The following is a 23,369-nucleotide window of genomic DNA, read 5'->3' as shown; positions in this document are numbered from 1 at the left end:
TCTGAATTTTCAACCCGAAATAAAAAAGCCTTTTTTAAAAGGCTTTTTGTACATAATGTTCCTATTATTTTAACTGCAAACAATTTGATATATTACTCTCCAAATGCTCACGTAAAGTTGAACCTGTATACTCTTCTCTAAATACACCTGCTCTCACGAATAAAGGAATGACTTCACTAAAGAATAAATCCAATGATTTTGGAGGCCCCCCTGGAATTGCAATAAATCCGTCTAGTGCCCCTGCTTCAAACCTATCCATAATTTGCTTACAAACGTCTTGTGGTGTACCAATAGCAACCCAATGAGCAGAGCCAACAACTTCTGGTCGTTCTAGTATTTGCTCAACAGTTGGTTCATTTTTAATGATGAAATTCCTTAATAATTCGGCATGCGTTTTACTACGTACAGTTTGATCCCTGCTTGGAAGCATATGTTCAGTTATCTTACTTTCTAATGGAATCCCTCTAACATCTAATCCGAGAACCATTTCGAGTAAAGCGCATCTCTTCTCCCTCGTAAGATGTTGATGAGCTTGCCTGTGCATTTCTAGTGCTTCTTCATATGAATCACCAATAAAGAAATATAAACCAGGCAATACACGTATATCATCTTGCTTTCGGCCATGCTTTTCTGCTCTTCTTCTTAAATCTTGACGAAGTTCGATTCCTGATTCTACATCTGGCATCGCGGCGAAAATTGCATCCGCAACAGAAGCAGCGAAATTCCGGCCAGATTCTGAAGCACCCGCTTGAAATAAAGGCATTTCCCCAGAAATATGCTGAGGGATATTAAGTGGACCTTTCACCTCAAAGTGTTCACCACTATGCTCAATTGGCTGTACCATTTCTCTAATTACACCTGCGTTGTCTTCTTTTAAAACTTCATAAGGATGGCTCCTCCAAAGTTTTCTTACTAAATCTGTACATTCTGCCGCTTTCGCGTATCGCTCTTCAGATGGTGGCATCCCTGTCTCACCAAAGTTTTCAGCACCGTCAATGGATGTGACAATGTTCCAACCTACTCGGCCGTTACTAATCCAATTTAAAGATTGTAGTTGCCTCGCTAGTATATATGGTGGATAAAATGATGTTGAAGCGGTCGTAACGACTCCAATTTTTTCTGTCGCATAAGCAATAGCGGTAAAAAGTAATGTTGGATCTAAAATTACATTCCCCTTATTACGTGCAATTAAATCTGGATGTGCCACTAAATAATCCGCTTTAAAAACAAAATCTAACTTAGCCTTCTCTGCCAGTTGTGCTAACTCTACTTGTTCATCGATTCCTGAATCAAACTTATTCTCTTGTTCTTTCTTTCTAGAAATTAAACATAACCCAATGCAAAGTTGTTTTTTTGTAGACATATGTACACACCTTCCCCTTATTTTTAATTTACCTAGTTAAGCAATAGTTACTACCATCACATCTTGTATTTTTTATAACAAATTATTGATAATGATTATCAATATCATTTTATGATGTTACTGAAATAAATGCAACAACAAAAAAGACTCCCGCTATCGGGAGTCCCTTATCTCAATATTTCATTTGCTTCTTTTTCATAAATTTTATCAAACGAAGTCATAATACGCTGCGATGCTTGAATCATTTTTTGATTTGTCATAAGATCTGCCATTTCTTTCGTCATATCTACATTTGAATTTTCTAGCATATGATTTTTCACAATCCCTGTTCCATTCGGTAAATCAGCGAGGTTACCTTCTGCTAGTGTAAAACTTTTATTTTCTCGTTGCACAAGGCGAGCATTCGTTTCTGCATCTACTGTTTTCGTTTGCAAGCGGCCAATATTATTTTGTGTTACTTCATCGTATAATGTACCGTCTGCTTGTACAGCTACCTTTGCTCCTTCTGGAATACGAATACGTTCATTATTCTCACCCATTACGAAAGCACCAGATGCTGTTTGTAAATAACGATCACTATTTAATGTGAAACTACCGTCTCTCGTTAAAAATGTTTCATCATTTTTAGATGTAACGAAAAATGATGATGTGCCAGCCGCACCGTCGTCTAAAAAGAAATCTGTAGCACTATTTGTCATTTGTACATTTCCTTGTACTAAGTTCACATGCGTCGCAGCTGGTACTACGGCGTAATCGACCGAACCGATATTTGTCGCCGATCCATCTCCGCGGCGATATGTGTCTTGCACATCAAATACTTTAGAAGTCATGTTTTCTGCTTTAAATCCTGTCGTTTGGGCATTTGCAACGTTATTCGAATGAACATTAATATGCTGCATGTAATTCATCATACCCATAGAACCTATATAAAGACCGTTCATACTCGTTTGAATAAGGCAAGCGCTAATACGAGATCACCGTTATTTTTCTTTAAATAACCGCTTAACTCTTTCACACCGCCCTCAATACTTTCAGCTGGTGAAAATGGATTCTTTATCCCCATCTCTTTCACATTCGCTGGCATAAGCTGCATAAGTCCCATCGCCCCTGCATGTGACACCGTTTTCGGATTAAAATTAGACTCTACTTCAATCATTTTTTGAATTAACGTTTTCGGAATTCCGTATGTATGACTAGCGCGATCAATAATATCCTCATACTTACCTTCATTTGAAGAACGTATTTTCTGAATATTATACTTATTCGTTAATCCCCACGTATCAGCAGGCTCATTTTTCGTTTCTGGGAAACGTCGCTCAAACTCTTTTTGCGCGACTTGTACTTCATCTACTTTCTTCGTTTCAGCTTTCTCCGTCTCCTCAAGCTTACTCGTTTCCTCTACCTTAGGCTCTACTGGTTTATTAACAACCGTTTCTATTTTCGTAGATTGTACCGGCCTTCTACTTTTGCCGTTTGCGGAGTAACCTTCGTCTCCTTCGCAGGTTCACTTTGCAATTGATCTTGAAAACGACTACTAACGAACGCCTGCGGACTACTTAACTTTTGCTGAATTTGTCCTTTTTTATATGCAAGAACCTCTTTTACTATATTTCCAACTACCATAATATCACCTTTTCGATAAACAAAGATAATCTAATATTAGAGTTTTTTAAAAAAGTTTGCAATAATCCTTTGCAATAAAAAAACAACTAAATTGTTAAACTGTTATTTTTTTATATTTATTAATTCAAATTTTCAGTTGAAACTTGATATAGCAAGACTTACAATAAATTCGAAATCGATTTTTTTCGCATATTACCGTTTTTCAATTTGCAGAAAAGTCAATATAAAAAAATGGGGGTTCTTCACATGAGAATCAATACAAACATTAATAGCATGCGTACGCAAGAGTACATGCGTCAAAACCAAGCTAAAATGAGTAACGCTATGGACCGTTTATCAAGCGGTAAACGTATCAACAACGCTTCTAACGATGCAGCAGGTCTTGCTATCGCAACTCGTATGCGTGCACGTGAAAGCAGATTAGGTGTTGCAGCTAACAACACACAAGACGGTATTTCTTTAATCCGTACAGCTGACTCAGCAATGAACTCAGTATCTAACATCTTACTTCGTATGCGCGATATCGCTAACCAATCTGCGAATGGTACAAATATAAAAGAAAACCAAGATGCATTAAACAAAGAGTTTAGTGCGTTAAAAGACCAAATTGATTACATTTCTAAAAATACTGAGTTCAACGATCAAAAATTACTAGATGGCTCTAAAGGTTCTATCGCAATTCAAACTTTAGACAATGCTGATACTAGCAAACAAATTAATATTAATTTATCAAATGTATCTACTGAAACATTACAACTTAACGATTTATCAATTAGTGGTTCAAAAACTGAAACTATTAAAAAAGAGCTTAAAGATACAGATATTACTCCTTTAGCTACTGAAATTGCTGGTGCAAAAGGTGCTTTCGACGAACTATTAGAAACAGATAGTGGCGGTAAAAAAGCATCTACAGAAGGCGAAATCAAAGCTATGGTTGCAGACTTCAAAGAGAATTTCGAAAAAATTAAAGGTCTAATGAGTACTACTAAAGTTGAAGCAATTGAAACAGCAATTAAAACTGCTGAGACAACTGCAAACTTTAAAAATGCAGCGGCTATCAAAACTGCTTTCGGTACAGAGCCTAAAGCAGCAGACAAATTAGATATTAAGATAACAAAACCTAATGCATCTAATGCAATTTCATCTATTGATTCAGCTCTAGAAACAATTGCATCAAACCGCGCAACTCTAGGTGCTACATTAAACCGTCTAGACTTTAACGTAAACAACCTTAAGAGCCAACAATCTAGCATGGCTTCAGCTGCTTCTCAAGTAGAAGACGCTGACATGGCGAAAGAAATGTCTGAAATGACTAAGTTCAAAATCTTGAACGAAGCTGGTATCAGCATGCTTTCTCAAGCAAACCAAACTCCACAAATGGTTTCTAAATTATTACAATAAGCCATTTGAGTTAGTTTCATGAACAAACCTCTCTGCTTGCGGAGAGGTTTGTTTTTTCTATATAAATAGATTAAAAGCTTTCTTTTTAGCCTGAAGAGAAGCTCCAGCCATATTTAGAAGCGGTCAGGGCTTATTTTTTCCTCGTCCCATTGATTAAAACCAAAAGATAAAGTGAGCATAAGACCTTTTTTCTCTTCATAACCGTTTATTAGCTCTAGAACACCGGATATATAGATCTATAAGAAGTGTCTATTATGCGTATTGGCACGAATGTTTTAAGCATCAAGGCGCATGAAAGACGTATGCATGTTGTACTTACTATGGTTTCAAGCAAATCAAATTCCACAAATAGTTTCGAAGTTATTGCAGTTTTAAATATAACCTTTAAAACTGTTGAAATAACTCCATTAAAAATAAAAGTGGGATACATACGTGCTATGTATCCCACTTTTATATCAGCCTATCCTTTATAAATAATATCCTCCGCTAAAGAAGTAAAAATCTCCCCAACGAGCGAATCTTCGTCATATACACATGAACCACCATTCTCTTCACGCTTCGCAAACGGTATTTGGGCAATTACTTCTGTTTGCAGTTGTTCTGCTAACATTTCACCACCGCCTTTGCCGAAGAGATAGTTTCTTGAGCCATCCTGCTCCTCATAATATGCCATATTTTCAACGATACCTAAAATATCGTGTTTCGTATGTTTTGCCATTACTCCTACTCTAGACGCGACAAATGAAGCTACGTTATGAGGCGTCGTAACGATAATTTCCTTCGCTTGTGGAATCATTGCAGCGACATCAATGGCAACGTCTCCTGTTCCAGGTGGTAAATCTAGAAGAAGATAGTCTAATTCTCCCCAGTGCGTGTTCGCAAGGAAGTTTTGTATCCATTTGTTTAACATCGGTCCGCGCCACATGACTGGGTTGTTTCCTTCTGTGAAGAATCCCATCGACATAATTTTAACACCGTGACTAACGACTGGAATCGCGGTTTGATCGATCATCGTTGGCTTTTCATTCGTTTCCATCATAGCAGGGATGCTGAACCCGTATATATCTGCATCTAAAATTCCAACCTTTTTCCCCATACGAGCTAACGCAGTAGCAAGGTTAATCGTCACAGTTGATTTCCCGACTCCCCCTTTTCCGCTCGTTACAGTAATAAAACGCACACCAGAATCAGGTCGAAGCATACTAGGCATTCCTGTTTCCGTTCTAGCTTCTTTCTTTAAAGACGCTGTTAATGCCGCACGTTCTTCTGGTGTCATTGAGCCAAATGTTAAGGAAACTTTCGACGCTCCAATGTTTCGAAGTGAGTCTTCAATATCTTGTTGTATTTTTGCTTTCAACGGACAACCTTGAATTGTTAAAACTACTTCTAGCCCAACCTCTGTACCATCAATTTTTATATTTCTAACCATGTTTAATTCCACAATACTTTTGTGTAACTCTGGATCTTCTACATGGCTTAAAGCGTTCATAATCTGTTCGTGAGTAATCATCATACACATTCCTTCCATTGTAATTATTTTACCTTGTGAAAAAAGCCTCCGCTTTTCCCACCCGTTTTTTGTACTAAATATGTTTCTTTCATAACCATCGTTTTATCAACAGCTTTACACATATCGTAAAAAGTAAGAGCTGCAATCGTTACGGCAGTTAATGCTTCCATTTCTACACCTGTTTTCCCACTACATTTTACTGTCGCTCGTATTATCAACTCATAGCCATCGGTTTTCTTTTCATAATGGAACGTAAAATCAGTTCCTTGGATTAATATCGGGTGACACATCGGAATAATATCCGCTGTTTTTTTAGCACCGATTATGCCAGCAACTTGTGCTACTTGGAGCGGGTCACCTTTTTTCAATCCACCACTTTGAATTGCTTGGAATAATTCATTTGATAAAGAAATTGTACTTTGCGCAATAGCTGTGCGTGTTGAAATGTCTTTTTGAGAGATATCAACCATTTTAGCTCTTCCTTCTTCATTCCAATGCGAAAATTCACTCATAATGATCCTCCTTAACGTATGAAAGATGAAATATTCAAACTGGAAGAATTAACCCCCACTTACAGGCGGGATAAACGCGACGGTATCTCCAGCTTTTACGATTTCTTCGTCCGTTACAAATTCTTCATTAATCGCAATCATAACTTTATCTAGCGTCTGTAATTGATAGTTATCTTTCAGCCATTTTTTCAATTGATGAACATTCATCTCTCGTTTTTCTATTATTACTAATCTCTCTAAGCCGACTTCTTCTCGTAAATTTGCGAACAGTAAAATTGTTATCATTCTCTCATTCTTCTTTCTCTGGTTTTCCTTCTGGATATGAAGTATTTTCAAGTTGATCTCCAATCCACTCCGTTCCATCTTCCCAAAATTCTTTTTTCCAAATTGGGACAATTCTCTTTATACGTTCGATTGCGTATTCATTCGCTTCATACGCCACTTTACGATGCGGAGACGATACTGCAATGACAACGGCGATATCCATTATTTCTAGTCGCCCTACTCGGTGCTTAATTGCTATTTTCGCATCTGGCCACTTTTTCTTAATTTCTTCTCCAATTTCAGCAAGCTTTTTTACTGCCATCGGTTTATATGCTTCATACTCAAGGTGTAACGTTCGTTTTCCTTTCGTTAATTCTCTTACAGTTCCAATAAAAGTTGTAATGGCTCCCGCTTCGCGTCTTACTACTTTATTCGTTACTTCTTGAACTACAATCGGATTATCTACAATTTCAAATAGTACTTGTCCCATCAAAACCTCTCCCCACTTTACGGAATGTCCAAGGCCATTCACTACCTTCGTTATCTTCTAATAAGAGAACATCTACAAACATTCCTTTCTTATATCCTCTCGTTCCGCCTAGTAGTACGATAAAAATATTTGATTCCGCTAATGAAGAAACGGAACTAGATTTATCAAATCCTGAAGGATAAGCGATTAGTTGTCCTTCGTTATATTTCAGCTTTGCTCGTACAAATCTTGTAAATGGATTAGGTTTTAGAAAATCTTCTCCGAGTATTGCTTTTTCTCGCTTTACATGCGGCTTTTCACTAAACATATACGTACGAATGCTAGGTTTTACGAATAATTCAAAACCTACGTAACAAGCAGAAGGATTACCTGATAATCCGAATAATAATTTTCCTTTTAATTGCGCTACAGTCGTGACACTCCCCGGCCGCATGGCTACTTTATTAAAAAGAACTGATGCGCCTAATTTTTCATATATAGCTGGCAAATAGTCATAGTCGCCTACTGAAACACCACCAGTTGTAATTAACATATCAGCTTCTCTTAACGCTTTTTTCACTGCTTCGTAGCACGTATGAAAATCGTCGCTAAACTTCCCGAAGTATTTTACTCTTCCACCTGCTCTTCGAATTTGAGACGATATCATGTACGTATTACTATTTCGAATTTCCCCAGGTTGTAGTTCTTCATTTACATCGAGAAGTTCACTTCCAGTCGCTAATATTCCAATGACTGGCTTTTTCGCAACTGGCACTTCGCTATAACCGAATGTAGCAAGAAGAGCTGAAATACCTGGGTTAATGTAACAACCTCTTTTTACGAGAACGGTTCCTTTACGTGCATCTTCACCTTGAAAGGAAATATTGTCCCCCTCTTTAAATGAGCGTTTCACTTCCATATAACTTTTTCCGATATTCTCATATTGACGATGACGAGTCAGTTCTAGCATGACGACCGCGTTACACCCTTTCGGAATTTGTGCCCCCGTCATAATTCGAACTGCTTGGAATGCCCCTACCTCTGTAGGAAATACGGAACCTGCTCCAATTTCACCGATGACTTCAAATACAATTGGATTCTCACGACTAGCTCGTAAAGTATCTTCAGCCCTAATAGCAAATCCATCATATGGCGAGCGATCGAAGGAAGGAACATCGTGATCAGCTACTAAATCGTTTGCTAATGTTCGCCCGTATGCTAATTCAAGTGGTACTAGTTCTTTTACACCACAATTAGCAAATCCCATTACTTTACGGACAGCCTCTTCAACTGTAATTGGCACTCTTCTTTCCATCATTACCAATCCCTTTCTATTAGCCTAATAACCGATAGTATAGTTGTTTCGCTTTTGGGATTTCATTCGTTCCATGAATAAATACACGACCATCTTGAAAAATGACCATGCGGTAATCGTCTAGTTGGCAAGATAGCAAATATGGATTTCGATCTACTTTCCCGTGGTTCTTTAATACTTTTTCTAACTCACCAAAGTTGTAATGACTATTATGCGCCGGTCTAATTTGAACTGTATTTCTTCCGCATAAAACAGCTGTCTTCGTTTGATTTTCGTATGATAAATAAGGATAAGTTCTATTTGTTCCGCACGAAGGGCAGTCTTCCGTTTTGATTTTCCCTAGTTTAATAGAATGATGTTGATTACTCCATATATCAAACATTAAAAATGTTTTCCTAACTGCTTCGTAATCTTCTACTAAAATTTTGAATGTTTCTGCTACTTGGTATGCTGCGACGATTTGAACGGCAGGACTAATAATTCCAACTGTGTCACACGTCGCCCCTGTAACAGGAACACTTTTCAACACACAATGTAAGCACGGTGTTTTCTTCGGAATAATTGTATAGCTCATGCCATAACTTCCGACACAAGAACCGTAAATCCAAGGAATATTATATTTTTGTGATAAGTCATTGATCACGAACCTAATATCGAAATTATCTGTGGCATCAATAATGACATCAACACCGTCCAATAAAGATTCCATATTATCTACTCTTGCATCCATTACAAGAGCTTGAATTTGCACGTCTGAATTGATTTGTTTTAAACGATTCTGCGCTGCGATTACTTTTGGCAACTTTTCTATCGCATCTTGTTCAGCGTAAAGTTGTTGCCGCTGTAAATTGCTCCATTCTACGTAATCGCGATCAATAATCGTTAATTTCCCGATACCTGCACGCACAAAGCTTTCCGCACTTGCACTTCCTAATGCACCTGCCCCGACTATCAACACATGCTTATTTCTAATCTTCTCTTGGCCTTTACTTCCAATAGGAGTGAACAACTGTTGTCGTGAATACCGTTCTATCATGAGGTAGCCTTCCTTTCATTTAGAAAATCCGCTTCAATTACTATTATTTTTTCAATACATCTTTTTCGGTAGCACTTTGTTTCTGATAACAAGAAAAATAAGCGAATCCAACAAATCCAGCTCCTCCAATTACATTTCCGATAAAGACAGGCACAAAGTTTTTAGCAAGATCCATCCACGTAAGATGCCCGGCAAAAATAACGGCTGAAATGACAAACATATTTGCTACTACTTGCTGAAATCCAATTACGACAAAAGCCATAATCGGAATCCAAATTCCAACAATCTTCCCAATTAAATCGTTCGTTCCGTAAGCTAACCAAATTGCAAGACAAACGAGCCAGTTACAACCAATTGCTAAAATTAACGTTCTCCCGAAAGATTCATGTAACTTATCTTGAGCTATCGCTATCGTCTTATTTAAATACGCACCCTCAGTTAACCCGCCAAGATGACCGAAACAATACGCTACGAAAAGTGCACCCACGAAGTTAGTTAAAGTAATCCAGGCCCAATTGTGTAACACATGTTTCAATGAAATTTTCCGCGCATACAGTGCCATGGCCATCGACATCATATTTCCCGTAATTAATTCTCCTCCCGCTAAAACAACGAGCATAAGTCCAATAGGAAAAACCGCTCCTCCTATAAAATTGACTAAACTTCCCCACTGCTCTGGTACATTACCTAGAACACGAATATTAAGTAAAAATCCTAACGAAATGAATGCTCCTCCTAAAAAACCAAGAATAAGCATTGCGGATAACGGTTGCCTTACCTTTTGAACACCGGATTCAATCACAAGCGCAGCAATTTGTTCCGGTTTATGAAATGCCATAACTAATTCCTCCATTTTTCTCATCTAAAAAAAGCAGCACCAAAAACCCTTAACATCGTAAGGATTTTTGAATGCTGCTTAATCTCTCTGCATATCTCTTACAGAAATATCAATCATCATTTTTACTATACTCATAGAAAGTGTACAAAACTTGCACACTTTCCACTATTTACGTTAACAAAGAGAGTCTACATTCATAGTAGTTTCTCAGCCACCGATATGCGACATTTCAATTTTCGGCATTGTTTTTTTATTCGTATCGCTTAACCGTTCATCTGAATAACGGTCTGAACGATTATTCCAAATGTCACTAATAACATTAGTAATTTCCTCATCCGTATATCCAGAGCGAAGTAATTCTTTAAGATTGTTTCCTTTAGAAGCAAACAAACATGTATACAATTTTCCTTCTGCGGAAATACGTGCTCTTGTACATGATGAGCAGAACGAATCTGTTACAGATGAAATAATTCCTATTTCTTCATCACTACCGATATAGCGATAACGTGTCGCAACTTCACCAGGATAGTTCGCCTCAATTTTTTCAAGCGGCATAACTTCATTAATCATCTTTAGTATTTCTTGCTTAGAAACTACTTCGCCTAATTCCCAGCCGTTATAATTACCGACATCCATATATTCAATGAACCGAAGGATATGCTTATTCTCTTTAAAGTACTCTGCCATCTGAACGATGTCTTGTTCATTTTTCCCTTTTTGAACAACCATGTTCATTTTAATTTTCATTCCGGCTTCCGCTGCAGCCTGTATTCCTGCAAGAACAGTTTTCACTTTACTTCTATTCCCATTTAAATAAGAGAAGCGCTCTTCATTTAATGAGTCTAAACTAACTGTCACACGAGATAAACCCGCCTTATATAAATCTGGAGCAAATTTTTTAAGTAATGATCCATTTGTCGTTAAACCAATATCCTCTACGCCATCAATTTCATTTAACCGCTGTATGAGTTCAGGTAGGTCTTTTCGAAGTAAAGGCTCTCCCCCAGTAATACGTAACTTTCTGACACCTAAAGAAACGAAAATACGTGTAATCCTTTCAATTTCATCAAAAGATAAAATTTTATCATTAGACAAAAAAGAATAATCACGACCAAATATCTCTTCTGGCATACAATATCGACAGCGAAAATTACAGCGATCAGTGACAGAAATACGTAAATCCTTTAAAGGACGCTCTAATTTGTCTAATGTGACAGATTTCATGATTATTGCCTCGTTTCTACTTATTTTATATTTATAATCCGCTCTGGATGCGTATATATATTTAAAGATTTATTACGAATGAAGCCTATTGTAGTAATCCCTAACTGCTCCGCTAGCTCAAGTGCTAACTCAGTTGGAGCTGATTTTGACAATATTACTTCACAGCCAATTTTCGCAACTTTTAATAGAATTTCAGAAGAGATACGTCCACTAAAAACAATAACTTTATCACCAATCGAAATGTTATTTTTTAAGCAATAGCCGTAAATTTTGTCTAAAGCGTTATGTCTTCCTATATCCATGCGGCTTAAAACAATTCCACTCACATCACATAAAGCTGCATTATGAACGCCGCCTGTATGTTGAAACGTAGACGCAGATTGTTGCATATCATTCATTAGCCGAAAACAATCCTCGGCAGAGATCTTTACACGAATATCACTCATCTCTTTCGCCGTCAGCGCATCGTTCGCAAAAACAAATCCTTGCCTACTCATTCCACAGCACGAAGTAATATAACGTTTGTTTTGCATGTCACGATAATAAGGATTGATTTTCATCGTTTTTACATGTACATACCCTTCTTTTTCCTGTACCCATATTTCATCAATATCTTCATACTTTCGGATAATGCCTTCAGAGGCTAAAAAGCCAATTACCATATCTTCAATATACTCCGGAGTACTAACCATTGTAACAAATTCCTGGCCATTAATTTTAACCGTAACAGGAAACTCTGTTACAATGCTGTCCTCTATATGTTTAAATTCCCCTTGCTCATATTTGAAAATATTCCGTTCCACCTGAATCGATTTCACGATGAGCATCCTTCTCTCACGTTATATTTTTATCAAAAACAAACACGGAAACTGCAATATCTTCATCTACTTTCATATCAGAAAACAGATGAACTAACTTCGCACCAACAAGTTTTTCTAAATGTTCATGAGGATTAGCCACATACACTTCTTGAATCATTTTCGTTCGAGCCATATGAACCATTTCCGCACCATCCATAGTTCCCGAAATGAATTTCTCTGTAGGTGTCAAATTCCCATAAAGTGTAGCAATCGCCATGTTTTCAGTAAATACAGTATGAATTCGTTCCGGTCCTTTCCCAAACAACTCTTTGCGAAGCTTTCGGATCATATCATTAAATTCATGTACCATTTTTGACATACTCTCATTCCTTCCTAGTTATTCCATCACAACTATTTTAACAAAATGACCATTTCGCCTAAACTATTTAATAATGAGACGAAATGGATCATCTTGTACAATTATCTCAAGTACGCAAACAACATATGAAATACTATTATTGTTGCTTATCTATTCTTCTTTTAACCCTTTACCCATACCTTTTAAGAAATGAAGACCAAATCCGATAGCACGATTAATATCTGGATCCTTCAGTACTTTCATAAGATCGAATACCCCAACCTTTTTATTACTTTGCAGATGCTCATTACCTTCTTCCAGCCCTACTAATAAACTACCTATAAGCTTTTTCGTAAGTTCTGGGTCAAGTTCTGTTAAAGCACCTGCAGCGCCCATCATATTATTAATTAAATTTGTAACAGGTTCACGAGTGACTTGACCTAGAACAATTTTTGCGATTGGTTCTTTCGCTTTCAGCATAGAATTTGCAGCTTCCAGCATCCCAATGTCATTTAGTTCACCTACTATATTAAACATTTGATTTAAAGCATCTTCATTATTAGCTAGCAGTTCTTTTAAATCTTCGAGTTTTTGTTGTTTGAGTTCTTCCTCAGTTAGCTCCTGCTTGTGGATCGCTTGAATAGGTGCTGCCATATTCTTTTCTCCTCCCTATTTATCCCGCTATTTGCGGGCAGTAAGACCCCTACCTCAAAATTCAACGAAAGCAAAGAAGTTAGGTGGGGGTTGGGCTGCCCGTAAAAGCCCGATTGGTGAAGGCTAATAATCAGTGGGAGATAAAGAAAACCCCCACTGATTAAAGTTTCACTTTATCCGTTAAGTGTACGTATCCTGGACGAGCCCACTTACGATTTACCTCAATACCTTTTTGAGGATGGCGCTTTTTATTACGTGGGTTCGTTTTTGGCATCGGATTTTCACCTTCTACTTCTAACACTTCCATACGTACTTTCGTTTGTTTATATGCAGGCGTGTTTGTACGTAAGTCAACGGCAGGACCTGTTAAGAAATTAATTGCCGATTCTTTATCAGTCGAATTCATCGGTAAATACAGTTCATTCGCTTTTACACGATCTGTTACAAGTGCACGTAATTTAAGTGCTCCAAATGGAGAAACAAGGCGTACTAACGAACCAGTTTTCACTCCGCGTTCCCTTGCTAATTCTGGAGAAACTTCAACGAAAACACCTGGTACTTTCGATTGAATACCAGTTGATTTATTTGTCATGTTCCCTTCATGGAAATGTTCCAGCATACGACCGTTATTAATGTGAAGATCGTATTCTGCTGGGAATTCAGCAGGACGTACCCAATCAGCTATCGCAAAACGAGCCTTTTTGTCTGGGAAGTTAAATCCATCTTTGAATAGAAGCGGCGTATTCCTTCCATCAAAACTTCCCCAGTGGAAACTGTTCCACCCTTCAAGCACTTCATAGTTTGCGTGTGCGAATAGTGGTGATAAACTCGCCATTTCAGCAAAGATTTCACTTGGATGATTATAGTTCCAGTTTGCACCTAACTTATTAGCAATTGCCTGCACGATCCACCAGTCTGGTTTCGCATCTTCTAGCGCCGGAAGTACTTGATATAATCTTTGTACACGACGTTCTGTATTTGTAAAAGTACCCTCTTTCTCAAGAGATGGCGCTGCTGGTAATACTACATCAGCGTATTGAGCTGTTTTAGAAAGGAACACATCTTGAACGACAAAGAATTCAAGGCTTGATAACACTTCATGTACGTGATTTGCATTGGAATCTACAAGAGCCATATCCTCTCCAACAAGATACATAGCTTTCATTTTTCCTTCATCAATTGCGTGAAGCATTTCAATGTTATTTAGACCTGGTTTATTATCAATTTTTACTCCGTAAGCTATTTCAAATTTCGCACGCTCTACATCGTCAGTAACGTGCTGATATCCTGGAAGCCAGCCTGGAAGTGTTCCCATATCACAAGCACCTTGTACGTTATTATGACCTCGAAGCGGGTATGCACCAGCACCTGGACGGCGATAATTTCCTGTTGCAAGAAGTAAGTTTGAAATTGCAGCGGAAGTATCTGAACCACCAGTATTTTGCGTTACACCCATTCCCCAAAGAATACACGTACCATCTGCATCACGAATCATTTCTGCCATTTTAACGAGAGTTTCTGTTGAAATACCTGTAATCTCTTCTGCATATTCAAGCGTATATTCCGCGAGACTATCTTTGAAATCATCAAAGAAGTTTACATTCTCGTCGATGAACTGCTGATCGTGCCAATCTTGATCAATCATATATTTCGTAACAGCCATTAACCATACTTGGTCTGTTCCTTGCTTTGGACTAATAAAGATATCTGAACGCTCTGCCATTTCAGTTTTACGAAGATCTGCAACAATTAGTTTTTGACCGTGAAGTTTATGCGCACGTTTCACACGAGTCGCTAATACTGGGTGACCTTCTGTTGGATTACAACCGACGATAATAACAAGACCCGATTGTGCGATATCTTTAATCGTCCCTGCATCTCCGCCCATACCAATTGTACGGAACAATCCATCTGTCGCTGGTGATTGACAATAGCGTGAACAGTTATCAACGTTATTCGTTTCGAACACTTGACGCGCTAATTTTTGAATAACATAATTATCTTCATTCGTAATTTTAGAAGAAGAAATAAAGCCGATAGAACCTTTACCGTACTCTTCTTTAATAGAGCCCAATTTATTCGCCACTACATTAAGCGCTTCTTCCCAAGTTGATTCAACGAACACTCCATTTTTACGAATTAAAGGTTTCGTAAGTCTTTTTTCAGAATTAACGAAATCCCAACCGAATTTTCCTTTTACACAAGTAGAAATTGCATTAACTGGTGCCTCAGAAGTTGGTTGCACCTTTAAAATTTTGCGCCCTTTCGTCCATACTTCAAATGAACAACCTACACCACAAAACGTACATACTGTTTTCGCCTTCTTCGTACGAGTGTCGCGCATTGCAGCTTCTACTTCTGACACAGCGAAAATACCGCTATATCCAGGTTCAACCTCTTTAATAAGATCAACCATAGGCCCCATAATATCCGGTTTTAACCCTGTCATAAATCCAGCTTCACCGAGCATCGATTTCTCCATTAATGCATTACAAGGACAAATTGTTACACATTGACCGCAGCTTACACATGAAGAATCGTTAATATCTACTCCTTCGTCCCAAATAACACGCGGGCGCTCTGCCTCCCAATCAATAGATAACGTTTCATTTACTTGTAAGTTTTGACACACCTCTACACATTGACCGCATGCGATACATTGATTCGGGTCATAGCGGTAAAATGGATGGGACATATCAACTTCGCCTGTCTCAACTTTTGGTTCGTAAGGATATTTTTGATGCTCAATTTCCATTAATTCTGCCGTATTATGCAATTTACAATTCCCGTTATTGTTGTCACATACCGTACAGTAAAGTAAATGATTTTCTAGTAAACGGTCCATCGCCTCATGTTGTGCTGCCTTCGCACTAATAGAGGACAACTCAATATTCATACCGCTCGTCACTACAGTAGAACAGGATCGCACAAGCTTTCCGTTAACTTCTACAATACAAGTATCACACGTTTGAATAGGATCCACTTCTGGCACGTAACAAATTTGTGGATGTTCAATTCCGTTCTCATTAATAATGCCCAGTATAGTTGAACCAGGCTCAGCATTATACTCTTTGCCGTCAATTGTAATATGAACCATGCTGTCGTTCATGGTTACTCCCCCTTTTTGAGAATAAAAAAAACTCCACCACGAAAATATACGCACCACATTTTTGGCACGTTATCATCATGGTGGAGTAGTTTATTAGCACATCTTGCTAAAATACCAATCCATTTATTCATAAATAAAATGATAGATTCATAACAGGTCATATCACGATTCCATCTTTAACACTGTAATTATAGCGTTAAATCGAAAAATACACAATATAATTATCATTAAAAAGGACAAAGCACATAATGCTCTGACCTTTTTATTATCTTTCGGGATTATTTTTGGCTGACTTATTTCCCGGTGCAAACCAACCAATTAGTGCGATAGCAACTAATACTCCATAGAAGATTAAAGTCCAAGTTGTACTGTGCGGAAAATCATGGTCTAAAATACCAATATCCTCATGAGCCAGTGTAATTACAGCTAATTTGACACCAACCCAAGCAACAATCGCATATGCTGTTGTTTCCAATGCTGGCCGTTTCTCAAGTAATTGTACAAACCAAGTTGCCGCAAATTTAATTAAAATAAGTCCAGCAATCCCACCAAGAAGTACAACAATGAACTGTCCTCCATCCATACCTCCGAAATCGTCAAGCGGTGAATCCGGAAGCCCTAGAGCAAGAGCAACTGCGGCTAATATTGAATCAATCGCGAAAGCAAGGTCAGCTAATGCAATCTTTCCTACTGTGAACCAGTAGCTTTTACCTGCCGCTTCCTTTTCATCTTCCTCATGAATATTTTGATTGTCTTTTCCAAATTGCGCCTGAATGACATGCTTCAATCCTAAATATAGAAGATAGGCCGCTCCTATTGCTTGTATTTGCCAAACATTTGCAATAAATGAAATCGCAAACAGGGCTGCAAATCGAAAAACAAAGGCCATAATGATTCCATAATTTATGGCTCTTTTCTTCTCTTCTTCGGGTAAATGTTTCGCAATAACCGCTAGGACAAGGGCATTGTCAGCCGATAACAATCCTTCTAATCCAATTAGAATTAATAATGCCCAAGCGTACTCTAGCCATATTGACTCCATCCGCTTCTCTCCTTTCTAAAACTAAAATCAGATAAGGTCTTTGCTCATTAGAATTTCCTATTAAGCCAAATTAAATGCTAAAACATTTTGACAGTTACTTTGCTGTCCTCTATTTGTTATAATTTCAACAAAGAACAAATCTAGATTGTGGTTTTCTTAGAAAAGGTGACGCGACATTGTGCTTAAAAACTTGATGAATTCATCTTCACTTACAGGTTTACTGTAGTAATAGCCCTGAATTAGATAACATGCATTACGTTGTAACACTGTTAATTGTTCCTTCGTTTCCACCCCTTCTGCGATCACTTTCATGTTTAAAGTATGCGCTAGTGAAATAATGGTATGAATAATTTCATTTCCATCAGTAGAATTTTCGATCCTATTAACAAATTCTCTTGGAATTTTTAAGGTATCGATTGGATACAAAGGGAGATATGCTAATGAAGAATACCCTGTACCAAAATCGTCAATTGATAAATGTACACCATATGATTTTAATGCTTTTAACTTCGATAAGGTTTCTTTTTCATCTACCATTGCTATTCTCTCTGTTAATTCTAAATCAATCGAACTAGCAGGTACCCCTACTTCTTCTATGGTAGATATGATTGCTTGAACAAAATCTTTCTGTTCAAACTCTATAGCTGATAAATTTATCCCCATTTTTAGATTTGCATAGCCTGCAGAATGCCACTTTTTCAGTTGTCGACACGCTTCCTGTAACGTCCATTTCCCAATTGGAATAATTTGCGACGTTTCTTCCGCGATAGGTATAAATTCAAAAGGAGAAATAAGTCCCAGTTCTGGATGTTGCCAACGAATTAAAGCCTCTGCACCAATAACCATACCAGTCTTACTGTCAACTTGTGGTTGATATAATAAAAACAACTCATTATTTTCTAATGACTTCGGTAAATCCTGTTCTAATCGTAATCGTCTTGTTATTTTTTTTGATAATGTCTCGTCATACATGCAAACAGCATTATTACCTTTTTCCTTTGCACTATACATAGCAATATCAGCATGTTGTAAAAGTGTAGTAGTATTTATTCCTCCAAACGGATACACTGCTATTCCTATACTAAGAGATAAGTAAAAGCTATGCTGATTTACTACAAATGCTTCTTCAGTTATACGAAATAGAGTTTCACACAAATCCAATAGCTGTTGCTCTGTGTGGTTATGGACTATGATCGCAAACTCATCTCCCCCTATTCTCGCTAGAGGAATAGCCGGTGACAGACATGTCCTAAAACGTTTAGCAACTTCTTTTAAAACACTATCACCAATTGAATGTCCCAGTGTATCGTTAATGGTCTTAAAACGATTTAAATCTATATACAAGAGTCCAAATTCACCCTGCGTTTTTCGTGCACGCTCAATGGATTTTTCTAATTCTTGTTGGAAGAATATTCGATTTCCAATCTCCGTCACTGTATCATGGAATGCTAGATAGTTTATCTCAACTTGTTGTTTCTTCATTCTCGTAATGTCTTTTACCATTACATAACTCCCAAAAGTTTGTCCTTCTATCATAATAGGAACAATGGTGACGTACCAAAAATGAATGTCCTTCTCATTATTATTTTTCACACGTAATTGTAACGAAGCCGAACTGCATCGTTTCCCTTCCTGTAGAGCTGCTTCCAATTCAGATCTATCTTCGTCTAAAAAAATCGAGAAGCACTCTTTACCTATTAATTCATCACTGTTTTTTCCTAATAACATACTTCCAGCCTGGTTTATATTTAACACAGTACCATTTGAATTAATCGTTAAAATAGGATCTGGATGATACTCATATAATGACTTAAATCTCTTTTGATCTTTGACCAAGTCATTGGATTTGTTTATTAAATCTTCTGTTCTTTGAGATACTTTTTGTTCTAATTGATTATTAAACACTTTTAACATTTCGGTTAAATCTCTGTTTTGCATTCGTACGATAGTATGACGAATCAGCACAAATACAAATGCAATACAATTTCCAGTAATAAGTGTAGCCGAGGAAGTTTGCTCTTTAAGAGTAAAACCAATTAAGACTGCAACTGCAAGATAAGGAAATATGACAAGAAGTTTCTTTCCGAATGTCGGATCAATAATAAAATAATTTCTTCTAGAAGAAGCATTCTTCGGTACAGCAGCAGCAATAGCAATTAATAATAGGAAAACTCTATACAAACACCTTAATAATATAAGTGAACGCTCTGACAAATCATCTTGTAAGTAAAAATACAAGTAGTCCGTAATAGCCAATCCAGTTAATACGAGAATAAAAATAAATAATTTACTTTTCGCATTAAAAATAGCTGGTCGAAAGATCAGGCTAATTCCTAGTAAAAGAAGCAATAAATCTATAATCGGAAAAATAAATGAAAGAAAAACATCTCCAATTGATAAGAATAAGATATTTGCAGAAGGTTTATTAAATAGGTACCACTCTAATGTAAAAATAGCAGTAACAACAATACATAAATCACAAAGTAAATACGCCTTTTCCCACTTGTTACATTCCATAATGATTTTATAAAAGAATGCAAAGAGAAAGAAGAATAAGAAAAACAACAAAAACACATCAGAGATATTAAAATTTTGTATTGGTAATTCTACATTAAGTACTTGAAAAGCGGATATAAAATTCCCTATCAAGAAACACCCTATTGCAATAGTAATGCAAACCCAGAATACTCCTAACTTAATTTTTCTGGATAATATAGAATACAGTAATGAGATAAATACAGTAGTTTCAACAACTAAGGATGATAGTCGGATATTAAAATCTGATACGAAATATTGATTCGGAAAAACAAATAAAAATATATAGCAAAAGCTTATATAGAATATTAGAGCTATTGTTAATAAGATAAATTGCAAATGTGAATGTTTAAGCAATATATTCACCTTCTTAAGTCTTTCATCATTTTTTAAAATTTGTATCTAATTATTATTCATATTATGACCATTTCAAAAGATTTCTTTCAAAATAAAGCACCCTTATATTACACCTGCAGATATTTAAAAATTCCATAACAGGAATTACAACAAATATCTGCAGCTATGTCCTTAACAATATCAATTATTGTTATACGATCTATTTATGTAACAAGTAGATTTAATAGCTAATTAGTTCAAAGAATGTTTTCTTTGAACTAATTGTATACTGCCCATCTGAATCATATAACTTAACTATTTTTAAATTAAAATTTCACGTAAAAATAATGAATGTAGGTGTATGCCCCTATCTATTTATCTTTTTTTCTTCATAACTTCTATAGTATTCATTAAGTACGCTAACTTAAACACCGACTTATTTATAATCCTTAATAATTCGGTGCTAGTATACACTATAAAACTAAAACACATTTCAAATAACAAAACTATACTTTAGCAATTAATAAATTGCATATTCCTAGAATTACTAAATTTCCTTGTACTTATTACAACCTATATTCAGATACATTATTTCCTTTCCATTCATAATAATCTAAAATCCCTTCATAAATGGCTTCTGCTGCAATCTGTCTGCCGTTTGCCGTAGATAGTTTACTGTAATCGATACCATTATCTATAAATGCCAGTTCCGTTAACACAGCTGGCATGTCGTTTTCTCTTATAACATGAAGATCTCCATGTTTAACGCCTCTATCACGTGTTTGAAGAGCCTCTACTAAACGTGTTTGAATTTTTTCCGCTAACACACGACTTTCTTCCACATGAGGATTTGTTTTTTCGGATTCAGAAGATTTATAGTAGTATGTTTCTGTCCCTTTTGCATTACCATTATAAGCATTTGCATGAATGCTTATAAAGATATCCCCCTCATTTTGCTTAGCAAATTTAACACGTTCCTGTAAAGAGCTTTTTTGGTCATGTCCAGGTCTAGTATCAGATTCACGAGTTAGTAAAACTGTAAATGGTGTATGTTTTTCGAGCAATTGTTGTAGGCGTAAGGAAGTGTCTAATACGATTTTACTTTCAGGCAATCCTTTTGTGGACTTTCCGGGATCTGCACCACCATGTCCAGGATCAATAATGATTGTTTTACTTTCTAAAGGGTTTTTCGGACTGTATTGAAGGGTATCTGTTTTGGCAGTAAGTTGTGCGGCTTCTGCACGTGTTATGAATTTATTTGGTTGCCAACCATTATCAGTACCAACAGAAATCTTTAAATCAATTAAAATATTGGCAAATTTTTCACCCCAATGTCCTTTTAAATCATCAAATTTACTTTGCCCACTACTATTTGTTCTATCTTGTAGCTTATATGCATTTACTAACATTGTTGCCATTGCAGCACGAGTAACTTTTCCAGAAGGATTAAATATTCCATTTCCTTCACCTTTAATTATTCCTGCTTTTTCAGCAGCAGCAATATAAGGGGTTGCCCAATGATTTTGAGAATCTGTAAAAGAAGGTTTTGCATTTGTATCAACTTGTATACCTAGAGCTTTTGTCATAATGGTTGCTGCAGAAGCCCTATCTAATGTATCACTTGAACCAAAAGTTCCATCTGGATAACCACTCAATACCTTTTTGAATAAAAGGATTGTCTACCTGCTCTCCATCAACTTCTAATGAAAGCAATCCGTGTTTTTTAGACTTTTTTGAAAAATCAACGAACAAATCCGTTAACTGTTCTAAATCTTCTTCTCTTCTATGTAAAAAAGTAAAAATACTTTTCGTATATTTTTTTATTTCTCCAAATCTATATGCCACAATGATTGTCGCTGTTGTTCCTCCTATAACGATAAAAATAGATGAAACATCTAAGAAGTTTTTAAAACCTTTTATTCCACCGCCGCCAAGCATGATTGCCGCTATTACAATCGCAAAACCTACTGTAATGCCAATTGGGCTAGAAATGTCAAACTTCCTTTTTTTTCTTTGTGGTCTAGCTAATACTTGATTTTCGTCTCCCATATTCCTGCCCTTCCTTTTCATTTTTATAAAACATTTTTTTATTTTAATAATGCGTTTTCACATATAACATTCATTATACGCTTATCATCTATTTATCGCAATATACTCATAAAATTGACACATTTCATTTCCATATTAGAATTATAGTATGGAAATATGAGGAGGATCACGATGGAACATAACATTTTGCAAGTCATTGCATTAGCAGAAAAACTAAAATATGAAATGCGACATAGTTGGCTTTCTAACGGACGTCAAGAAAGTGTTGCTGAACATACGTGGCGTATGTCCCTAATGGCTATCTTAGTTGAGCCTTATTTGGATCAAAAAGTAAACATAGAAAAATTACTTAAAATGGTCATAATTCACGATCTTGTTGAAGCAGAAGCTGGTGATATTCCTGCCTTTGATACGATGAATAGCCGTGAATTACAATTACAAAAACAAAAAAATGAGCAAAAGGCTATTTTAAATATTAAACATACACTAGAAGGTTCTCTTGGTGAAGAATTATACGATTTATGGATGGAGTTCGAAGCGAAAGAAACGTATGAAGCAAAAGTTGCTAATGCACTTGATAAACTTGAAGTGAAAATTCAGCATAACGAAGCTGATATTGATACTTGGCTACCAATTGAGCATAAAATGACTTTCCAAGTTGGTAAACATACAGATTTTGACTCTTTCTTATCTAAATTACAAAAAATCATTGAACAAGACGGAGAAAAAAAATTACTCACTGCCGGCATTGACGTTGAAGCATGCAAACAGTAACCATTTAATTATGAAATAAGACACTCAAAATGGACTTATCCCCGTCAAGTAGACAACTGTAAAAAAGACTATGCAGCCATCGAAATTCGATATTCGATCGGAGCTCGATGATTGAGTCGTTTTTGGAATCGTTTGTAGTTATAATGATAGATGTATG

The 23,369-nt window shown here is 36.6% G+C and carries 22 protein-coding genes and 3 pseudogenes; 4 read left to right on the top strand and 21 right to left on the bottom strand.

Annotated features, from left to right (window positions below; genetic code table 11):
* Window positions 1–64 precede the first annotated feature (64 nt).
* From BWGOE10_RS08080 to BWGOE10_RS08070, 3 genes and pseudogenes are all read right to left on the bottom strand, one after another.
* Window positions 65–1,363: an NtaA/DmoA family FMN-dependent monooxygenase gene (locus BWGOE10_RS08080; protein ID WP_070141622.1), complete on the bottom strand. Its 1,299-nt coding sequence runs from the start codon at window positions 1,361–1,363 to the stop codon at window positions 65–67.
* A 167-nt stretch (window positions 1,364–1,530) separates the two neighbouring features.
* Window positions 1,531–2,304, bottom strand: coding sequence for a flagellar basal-body rod protein FlgG (locus tag BWGOE10_RS08075; protein WP_081338089.1), 774 nt, complete (start codon window positions 2,302–2,304; stop codon window positions 1,531–1,533).
* Between the two features lie 8 nt (window positions 2,305–2,312).
* Window positions 2,313–2,986: pseudogene (locus tag BWGOE10_RS08070) on the bottom strand (lytic transglycosylase domain-containing protein); the annotation flags it as partial.
* 246 nt (window positions 2,987–3,232) lie between these two features.
* On the opposite strand from BWGOE10_RS08070, the gene BWGOE10_RS08065 reads away from it, so the two are divergent.
* The gene (locus BWGOE10_RS08065) at window positions 3,233–4,387 is read left to right on the top strand and encodes a flagellin (protein WP_070141621.1); all 1,155 of its coding nucleotides are present in this window, start codon (window positions 3,233–3,235) and stop codon (window positions 4,385–4,387) included.
* A 254-nt stretch (window positions 4,388–4,641) separates the two neighbouring features.
* Window positions 4,642–4,860: a hypothetical protein gene (locus BWGOE10_RS08060; RefSeq protein ID WP_070141620.1), complete on the top strand. Its 219-nt coding sequence runs from the start codon at window positions 4,642–4,644 to the stop codon at window positions 4,858–4,860.
* Here the strand turns inward: BWGOE10_RS08060 and BWGOE10_RS08055 are convergent.
* From BWGOE10_RS08055 to BWGOE10_RS07990, 15 genes and pseudogenes are all read right to left on the bottom strand, one after another.
* A complete protein-coding gene (locus BWGOE10_RS08055; RefSeq protein ID WP_070141646.1) occupies window positions 4,848–5,900 on the bottom strand; it encodes a P-loop NTPase in 1,053 nt (350 codons plus the stop codon). The two genes, BWGOE10_RS08060 and BWGOE10_RS08055, sit on opposite strands and share 13 nt — an antisense overlap.
* Window positions 5,901–5,920: 20 nt before the next feature.
* Entirely contained in the window at window positions 5,921–6,409 is a 489-nt protein-coding gene (gene moaC / locus BWGOE10_RS08050) for a cyclic pyranopterin monophosphate synthase MoaC (protein ID WP_070141619.1), read from the bottom strand.
* A gap of 48 nt (window positions 6,410–6,457) precedes the next feature.
* On the bottom strand, window positions 6,458–6,694 hold the full coding sequence (gene moaD / locus BWGOE10_RS08045; protein ID WP_070141618.1) for a molybdopterin converting factor subunit 1: 237 nt from the start codon (window positions 6,692–6,694) through the stop codon (window positions 6,458–6,460).
* A gap of 4 nt (window positions 6,695–6,698) precedes the next feature.
* Window positions 6,699–7,163 carry a molybdenum cofactor biosynthesis protein MoaE gene (locus tag BWGOE10_RS08040; protein WP_070141617.1) on the bottom strand — a complete coding sequence of 155 codons (465 nt, stop codon included), beginning with the start codon at window positions 7,161–7,163 and terminating at the stop codon, window positions 6,699–6,701.
* Entirely contained in the window at window positions 7,144–8,457 is a 1,314-nt protein-coding gene (gene glp, locus BWGOE10_RS08035; protein WP_070141616.1) for a gephyrin-like molybdotransferase Glp, read from the bottom strand. The genes BWGOE10_RS08040 and glp overlap by 20 nt, the downstream gene beginning before the upstream one ends.
* A 19-nt stretch (window positions 8,458–8,476) precedes the next feature.
* On the bottom strand, window positions 8,477–9,493 hold the full coding sequence (locus BWGOE10_RS08030) for a molybdopterin-synthase adenylyltransferase MoeB (protein ID WP_070141615.1): 1,017 nt from the start codon (window positions 9,491–9,493) through the stop codon (window positions 8,477–8,479).
* A gap of 43 nt (window positions 9,494–9,536) precedes the next feature.
* Window positions 9,537–10,331 (bottom strand): formate/nitrite transporter family protein, encoded by a 795-nt coding sequence (locus tag BWGOE10_RS08025; RefSeq protein WP_070141614.1) that lies wholly within the window; start codon window positions 10,329–10,331, stop codon window positions 9,537–9,539.
* Window positions 10,332–10,538: 207 nt separating this feature from the next.
* Entirely contained in the window at window positions 10,539–11,555 is a 1,017-nt protein-coding gene (gene moaA, locus BWGOE10_RS08020) for a GTP 3',8-cyclase MoaA (RefSeq protein WP_070141613.1), read from the bottom strand.
* A gap of 20 nt (window positions 11,556–11,575) precedes the next feature.
* Window positions 11,576–12,373: a formate dehydrogenase accessory sulfurtransferase FdhD gene (gene fdhD, locus BWGOE10_RS08015; RefSeq protein WP_070141612.1), complete on the bottom strand. Its 798-nt coding sequence runs from the start codon at window positions 12,371–12,373 to the stop codon at window positions 11,576–11,578.
* Between the two features lie 16 nt (window positions 12,374–12,389).
* A complete protein-coding gene (locus BWGOE10_RS08010; protein WP_070141611.1) occupies window positions 12,390–12,734 on the bottom strand; it encodes a DUF2294 domain-containing protein in 345 nt (114 codons plus the stop codon).
* A 150-nt stretch (window positions 12,735–12,884) separates the two neighbouring features.
* Window positions 12,885–13,367 (bottom strand): DUF1641 domain-containing protein, encoded by a 483-nt coding sequence (locus tag BWGOE10_RS08005; RefSeq protein WP_070141610.1) that lies wholly within the window; start codon window positions 13,365–13,367, stop codon window positions 12,885–12,887.
* A 160-nt stretch (window positions 13,368–13,527) separates the two neighbouring features.
* Entirely contained in the window at window positions 13,528–16,476 is a 2,949-nt protein-coding gene (gene fdhF / locus BWGOE10_RS08000; protein ID WP_070141609.1) for a formate dehydrogenase subunit alpha, read from the bottom strand.
* A pseudogene (locus BWGOE10_RS29655) lies at window positions 16,445–16,637 on the bottom strand (hypothetical protein). The gene fdhF and the pseudogene BWGOE10_RS29655 overlap by 32 nt, the downstream one beginning before the upstream one ends.
* A gap of 104 nt (window positions 16,638–16,741) precedes the next feature.
* On the bottom strand, window positions 16,742–17,518 hold the full coding sequence (locus tag BWGOE10_RS07995; RefSeq protein ID WP_070141608.1) for a TerC family protein: 777 nt from the start codon (window positions 17,516–17,518) through the stop codon (window positions 16,742–16,744).
* A 156-nt stretch (window positions 17,519–17,674) separates the two neighbouring features.
* Window positions 17,675–20,410 (bottom strand): GGDEF domain-containing phosphodiesterase, encoded by a 2,736-nt coding sequence (locus tag BWGOE10_RS07990; protein WP_070141607.1) that lies wholly within the window; start codon window positions 20,408–20,410, stop codon window positions 17,675–17,677.
* A 304-nt stretch (window positions 20,411–20,714) separates the two neighbouring features.
* On the opposite strand from BWGOE10_RS07990, the gene BWGOE10_RS33935 reads away from it, so the two are divergent.
* Window positions 20,715–20,906 carry a SemiSWEET family transporter gene (locus BWGOE10_RS33935; protein WP_415858224.1) on the top strand — a complete coding sequence of 64 codons (192 nt, stop codon included), beginning with the start codon at window positions 20,715–20,717 and terminating at the stop codon, window positions 20,904–20,906.
* A gap of 49 nt (window positions 20,907–20,955) precedes the next feature.
* Here the strand turns inward: BWGOE10_RS33935 and BWGOE10_RS07985 are convergent, their stop codons facing one another.
* A complete protein-coding gene (locus BWGOE10_RS07985) occupies window positions 20,956–21,975 on the bottom strand; it encodes an N-acetylmuramoyl-L-alanine amidase (protein WP_070141645.1) in 1,020 nt (339 codons plus the stop codon).
* Between the two features lie 67 nt (window positions 21,976–22,042).
* A pseudogene (locus BWGOE10_RS07980) lies at window positions 22,043–22,438 on the bottom strand (flagellar motor protein MotP); the annotation flags it as partial.
* A 171-nt stretch (window positions 22,439–22,609) separates the two neighbouring features.
* Here BWGOE10_RS07980 and BWGOE10_RS07975 point away from each other — a divergent pair.
* A complete protein-coding gene (locus BWGOE10_RS07975; protein WP_070141606.1) occupies window positions 22,610–23,212 on the top strand; it encodes an HD domain-containing protein in 603 nt (200 codons plus the stop codon).
* A 68-nt stretch (window positions 23,213–23,280) separates the two neighbouring features.
* Here the strand turns inward: BWGOE10_RS07975 and BWGOE10_RS33930 are convergent, their stop codons facing one another.
* Entirely contained in the window at window positions 23,281–23,364 is an 84-nt protein-coding gene (locus BWGOE10_RS33930; RefSeq protein ID WP_367890491.1) for a hypothetical protein, read from the bottom strand.
* Window positions 23,365–23,369: the final 5 nt, after the last annotated feature.

This window comes from Bacillus mycoides, from assembly GCF_001757995.1.
GTDB classification, from domain to species: domain Bacteria; phylum Bacillota; class Bacilli; order Bacillales; family Bacillaceae_G; genus Bacillus_A; species Bacillus_A mycoides_B.
This window is presented reverse-complemented; position numbering and strand designations above follow the sequence as displayed.

Coding starts and splice junctions, on each gene's coding strand:
- BWGOE10_RS08080 (WP_070141622.1), bottom strand. CDS start 1,363: ATGTCTACAAAAAAACAACTTTGCATTGGGTTATGTTTAATTTCTAGA.
- BWGOE10_RS08075 (WP_081338089.1), bottom strand. CDS start 2,304: ATGAACGGTCTTTATATAGGTTCTATGGGTATGATGAATTACATGCAG.
- BWGOE10_RS08065 (WP_070141621.1), top strand. CDS start 3,233: ATGAGAATCAATACAAACATTAATAGCATGCGTACGCAAGAGTACATG.
- BWGOE10_RS08060 (WP_070141620.1), top strand. CDS start 4,642: ATGCGTATTGGCACGAATGTTTTAAGCATCAAGGCGCATGAAAGACGT.
- BWGOE10_RS08055 (WP_070141646.1), bottom strand. CDS start 5,900: ATGATGATTACTCACGAACAGATTATGAACGCTTTAAGCCATGTAGAA.
- moaC (WP_070141619.1), bottom strand. CDS start 6,409: ATGAGTGAATTTTCGCATTGGAATGAAGAAGGAAGAGCTAAAATGGTT.
- moaD (WP_070141618.1), bottom strand. CDS start 6,694: ATGATAACAATTTTACTGTTCGCAAATTTACGAGAAGAAGTCGGCTTA.
- BWGOE10_RS08040 (WP_070141617.1), bottom strand. CDS start 7,163: ATGGGACAAGTACTATTTGAAATTGTAGATAATCCGATTGTAGTTCAA.
- glp (WP_070141616.1), bottom strand. CDS start 8,457: ATGGAAAGAAGAGTGCCAATTACAGTTGAAGAGGCTGTCCGTAAAGTA.
- BWGOE10_RS08030 (WP_070141615.1), bottom strand. CDS start 9,493: ATGATAGAACGGTATTCACGACAACAGTTGTTCACTCCTATTGGAAGT.
- BWGOE10_RS08025 (WP_070141614.1), bottom strand. CDS start 10,331: ATGGCATTTCATAAACCGGAACAAATTGCTGCGCTTGTGATTGAATCC.
- moaA (WP_070141613.1), bottom strand. CDS start 11,555: ATGAAATCTGTCACATTAGACAAATTAGAGCGTCCTTTAAAGGATTTA.
- BWGOE10_RS08010 (WP_070141611.1), bottom strand. CDS start 12,734: ATGTCAAAAATGGTACATGAATTTAATGATATGATCCGAAAGCTTCGC.
- BWGOE10_RS08005 (WP_070141610.1), bottom strand. CDS start 13,367: ATGGCAGCACCTATTCAAGCGATCCACAAGCAGGAGCTAACTGAGGAA.
- fdhF (WP_070141609.1), bottom strand. CDS start 16,476: ATGAACGACAGCATGGTTCATATTACAATTGACGGCAAAGAGTATAAT.
- BWGOE10_RS07995 (WP_070141608.1), bottom strand. CDS start 17,518: ATGGAGTCAATATGGCTAGAGTACGCTTGGGCATTATTAATTCTAATT.
- BWGOE10_RS07985 (WP_070141645.1), bottom strand. CDS start 21,975: ATGACAAAAGCTCTAGGTATACAAGTTGATACAAATGCAAAACCTTCT.
- BWGOE10_RS07975 (WP_070141606.1), top strand. CDS start 22,610: ATGGAACATAACATTTTGCAAGTCATTGCATTAGCAGAAAAACTAAAA.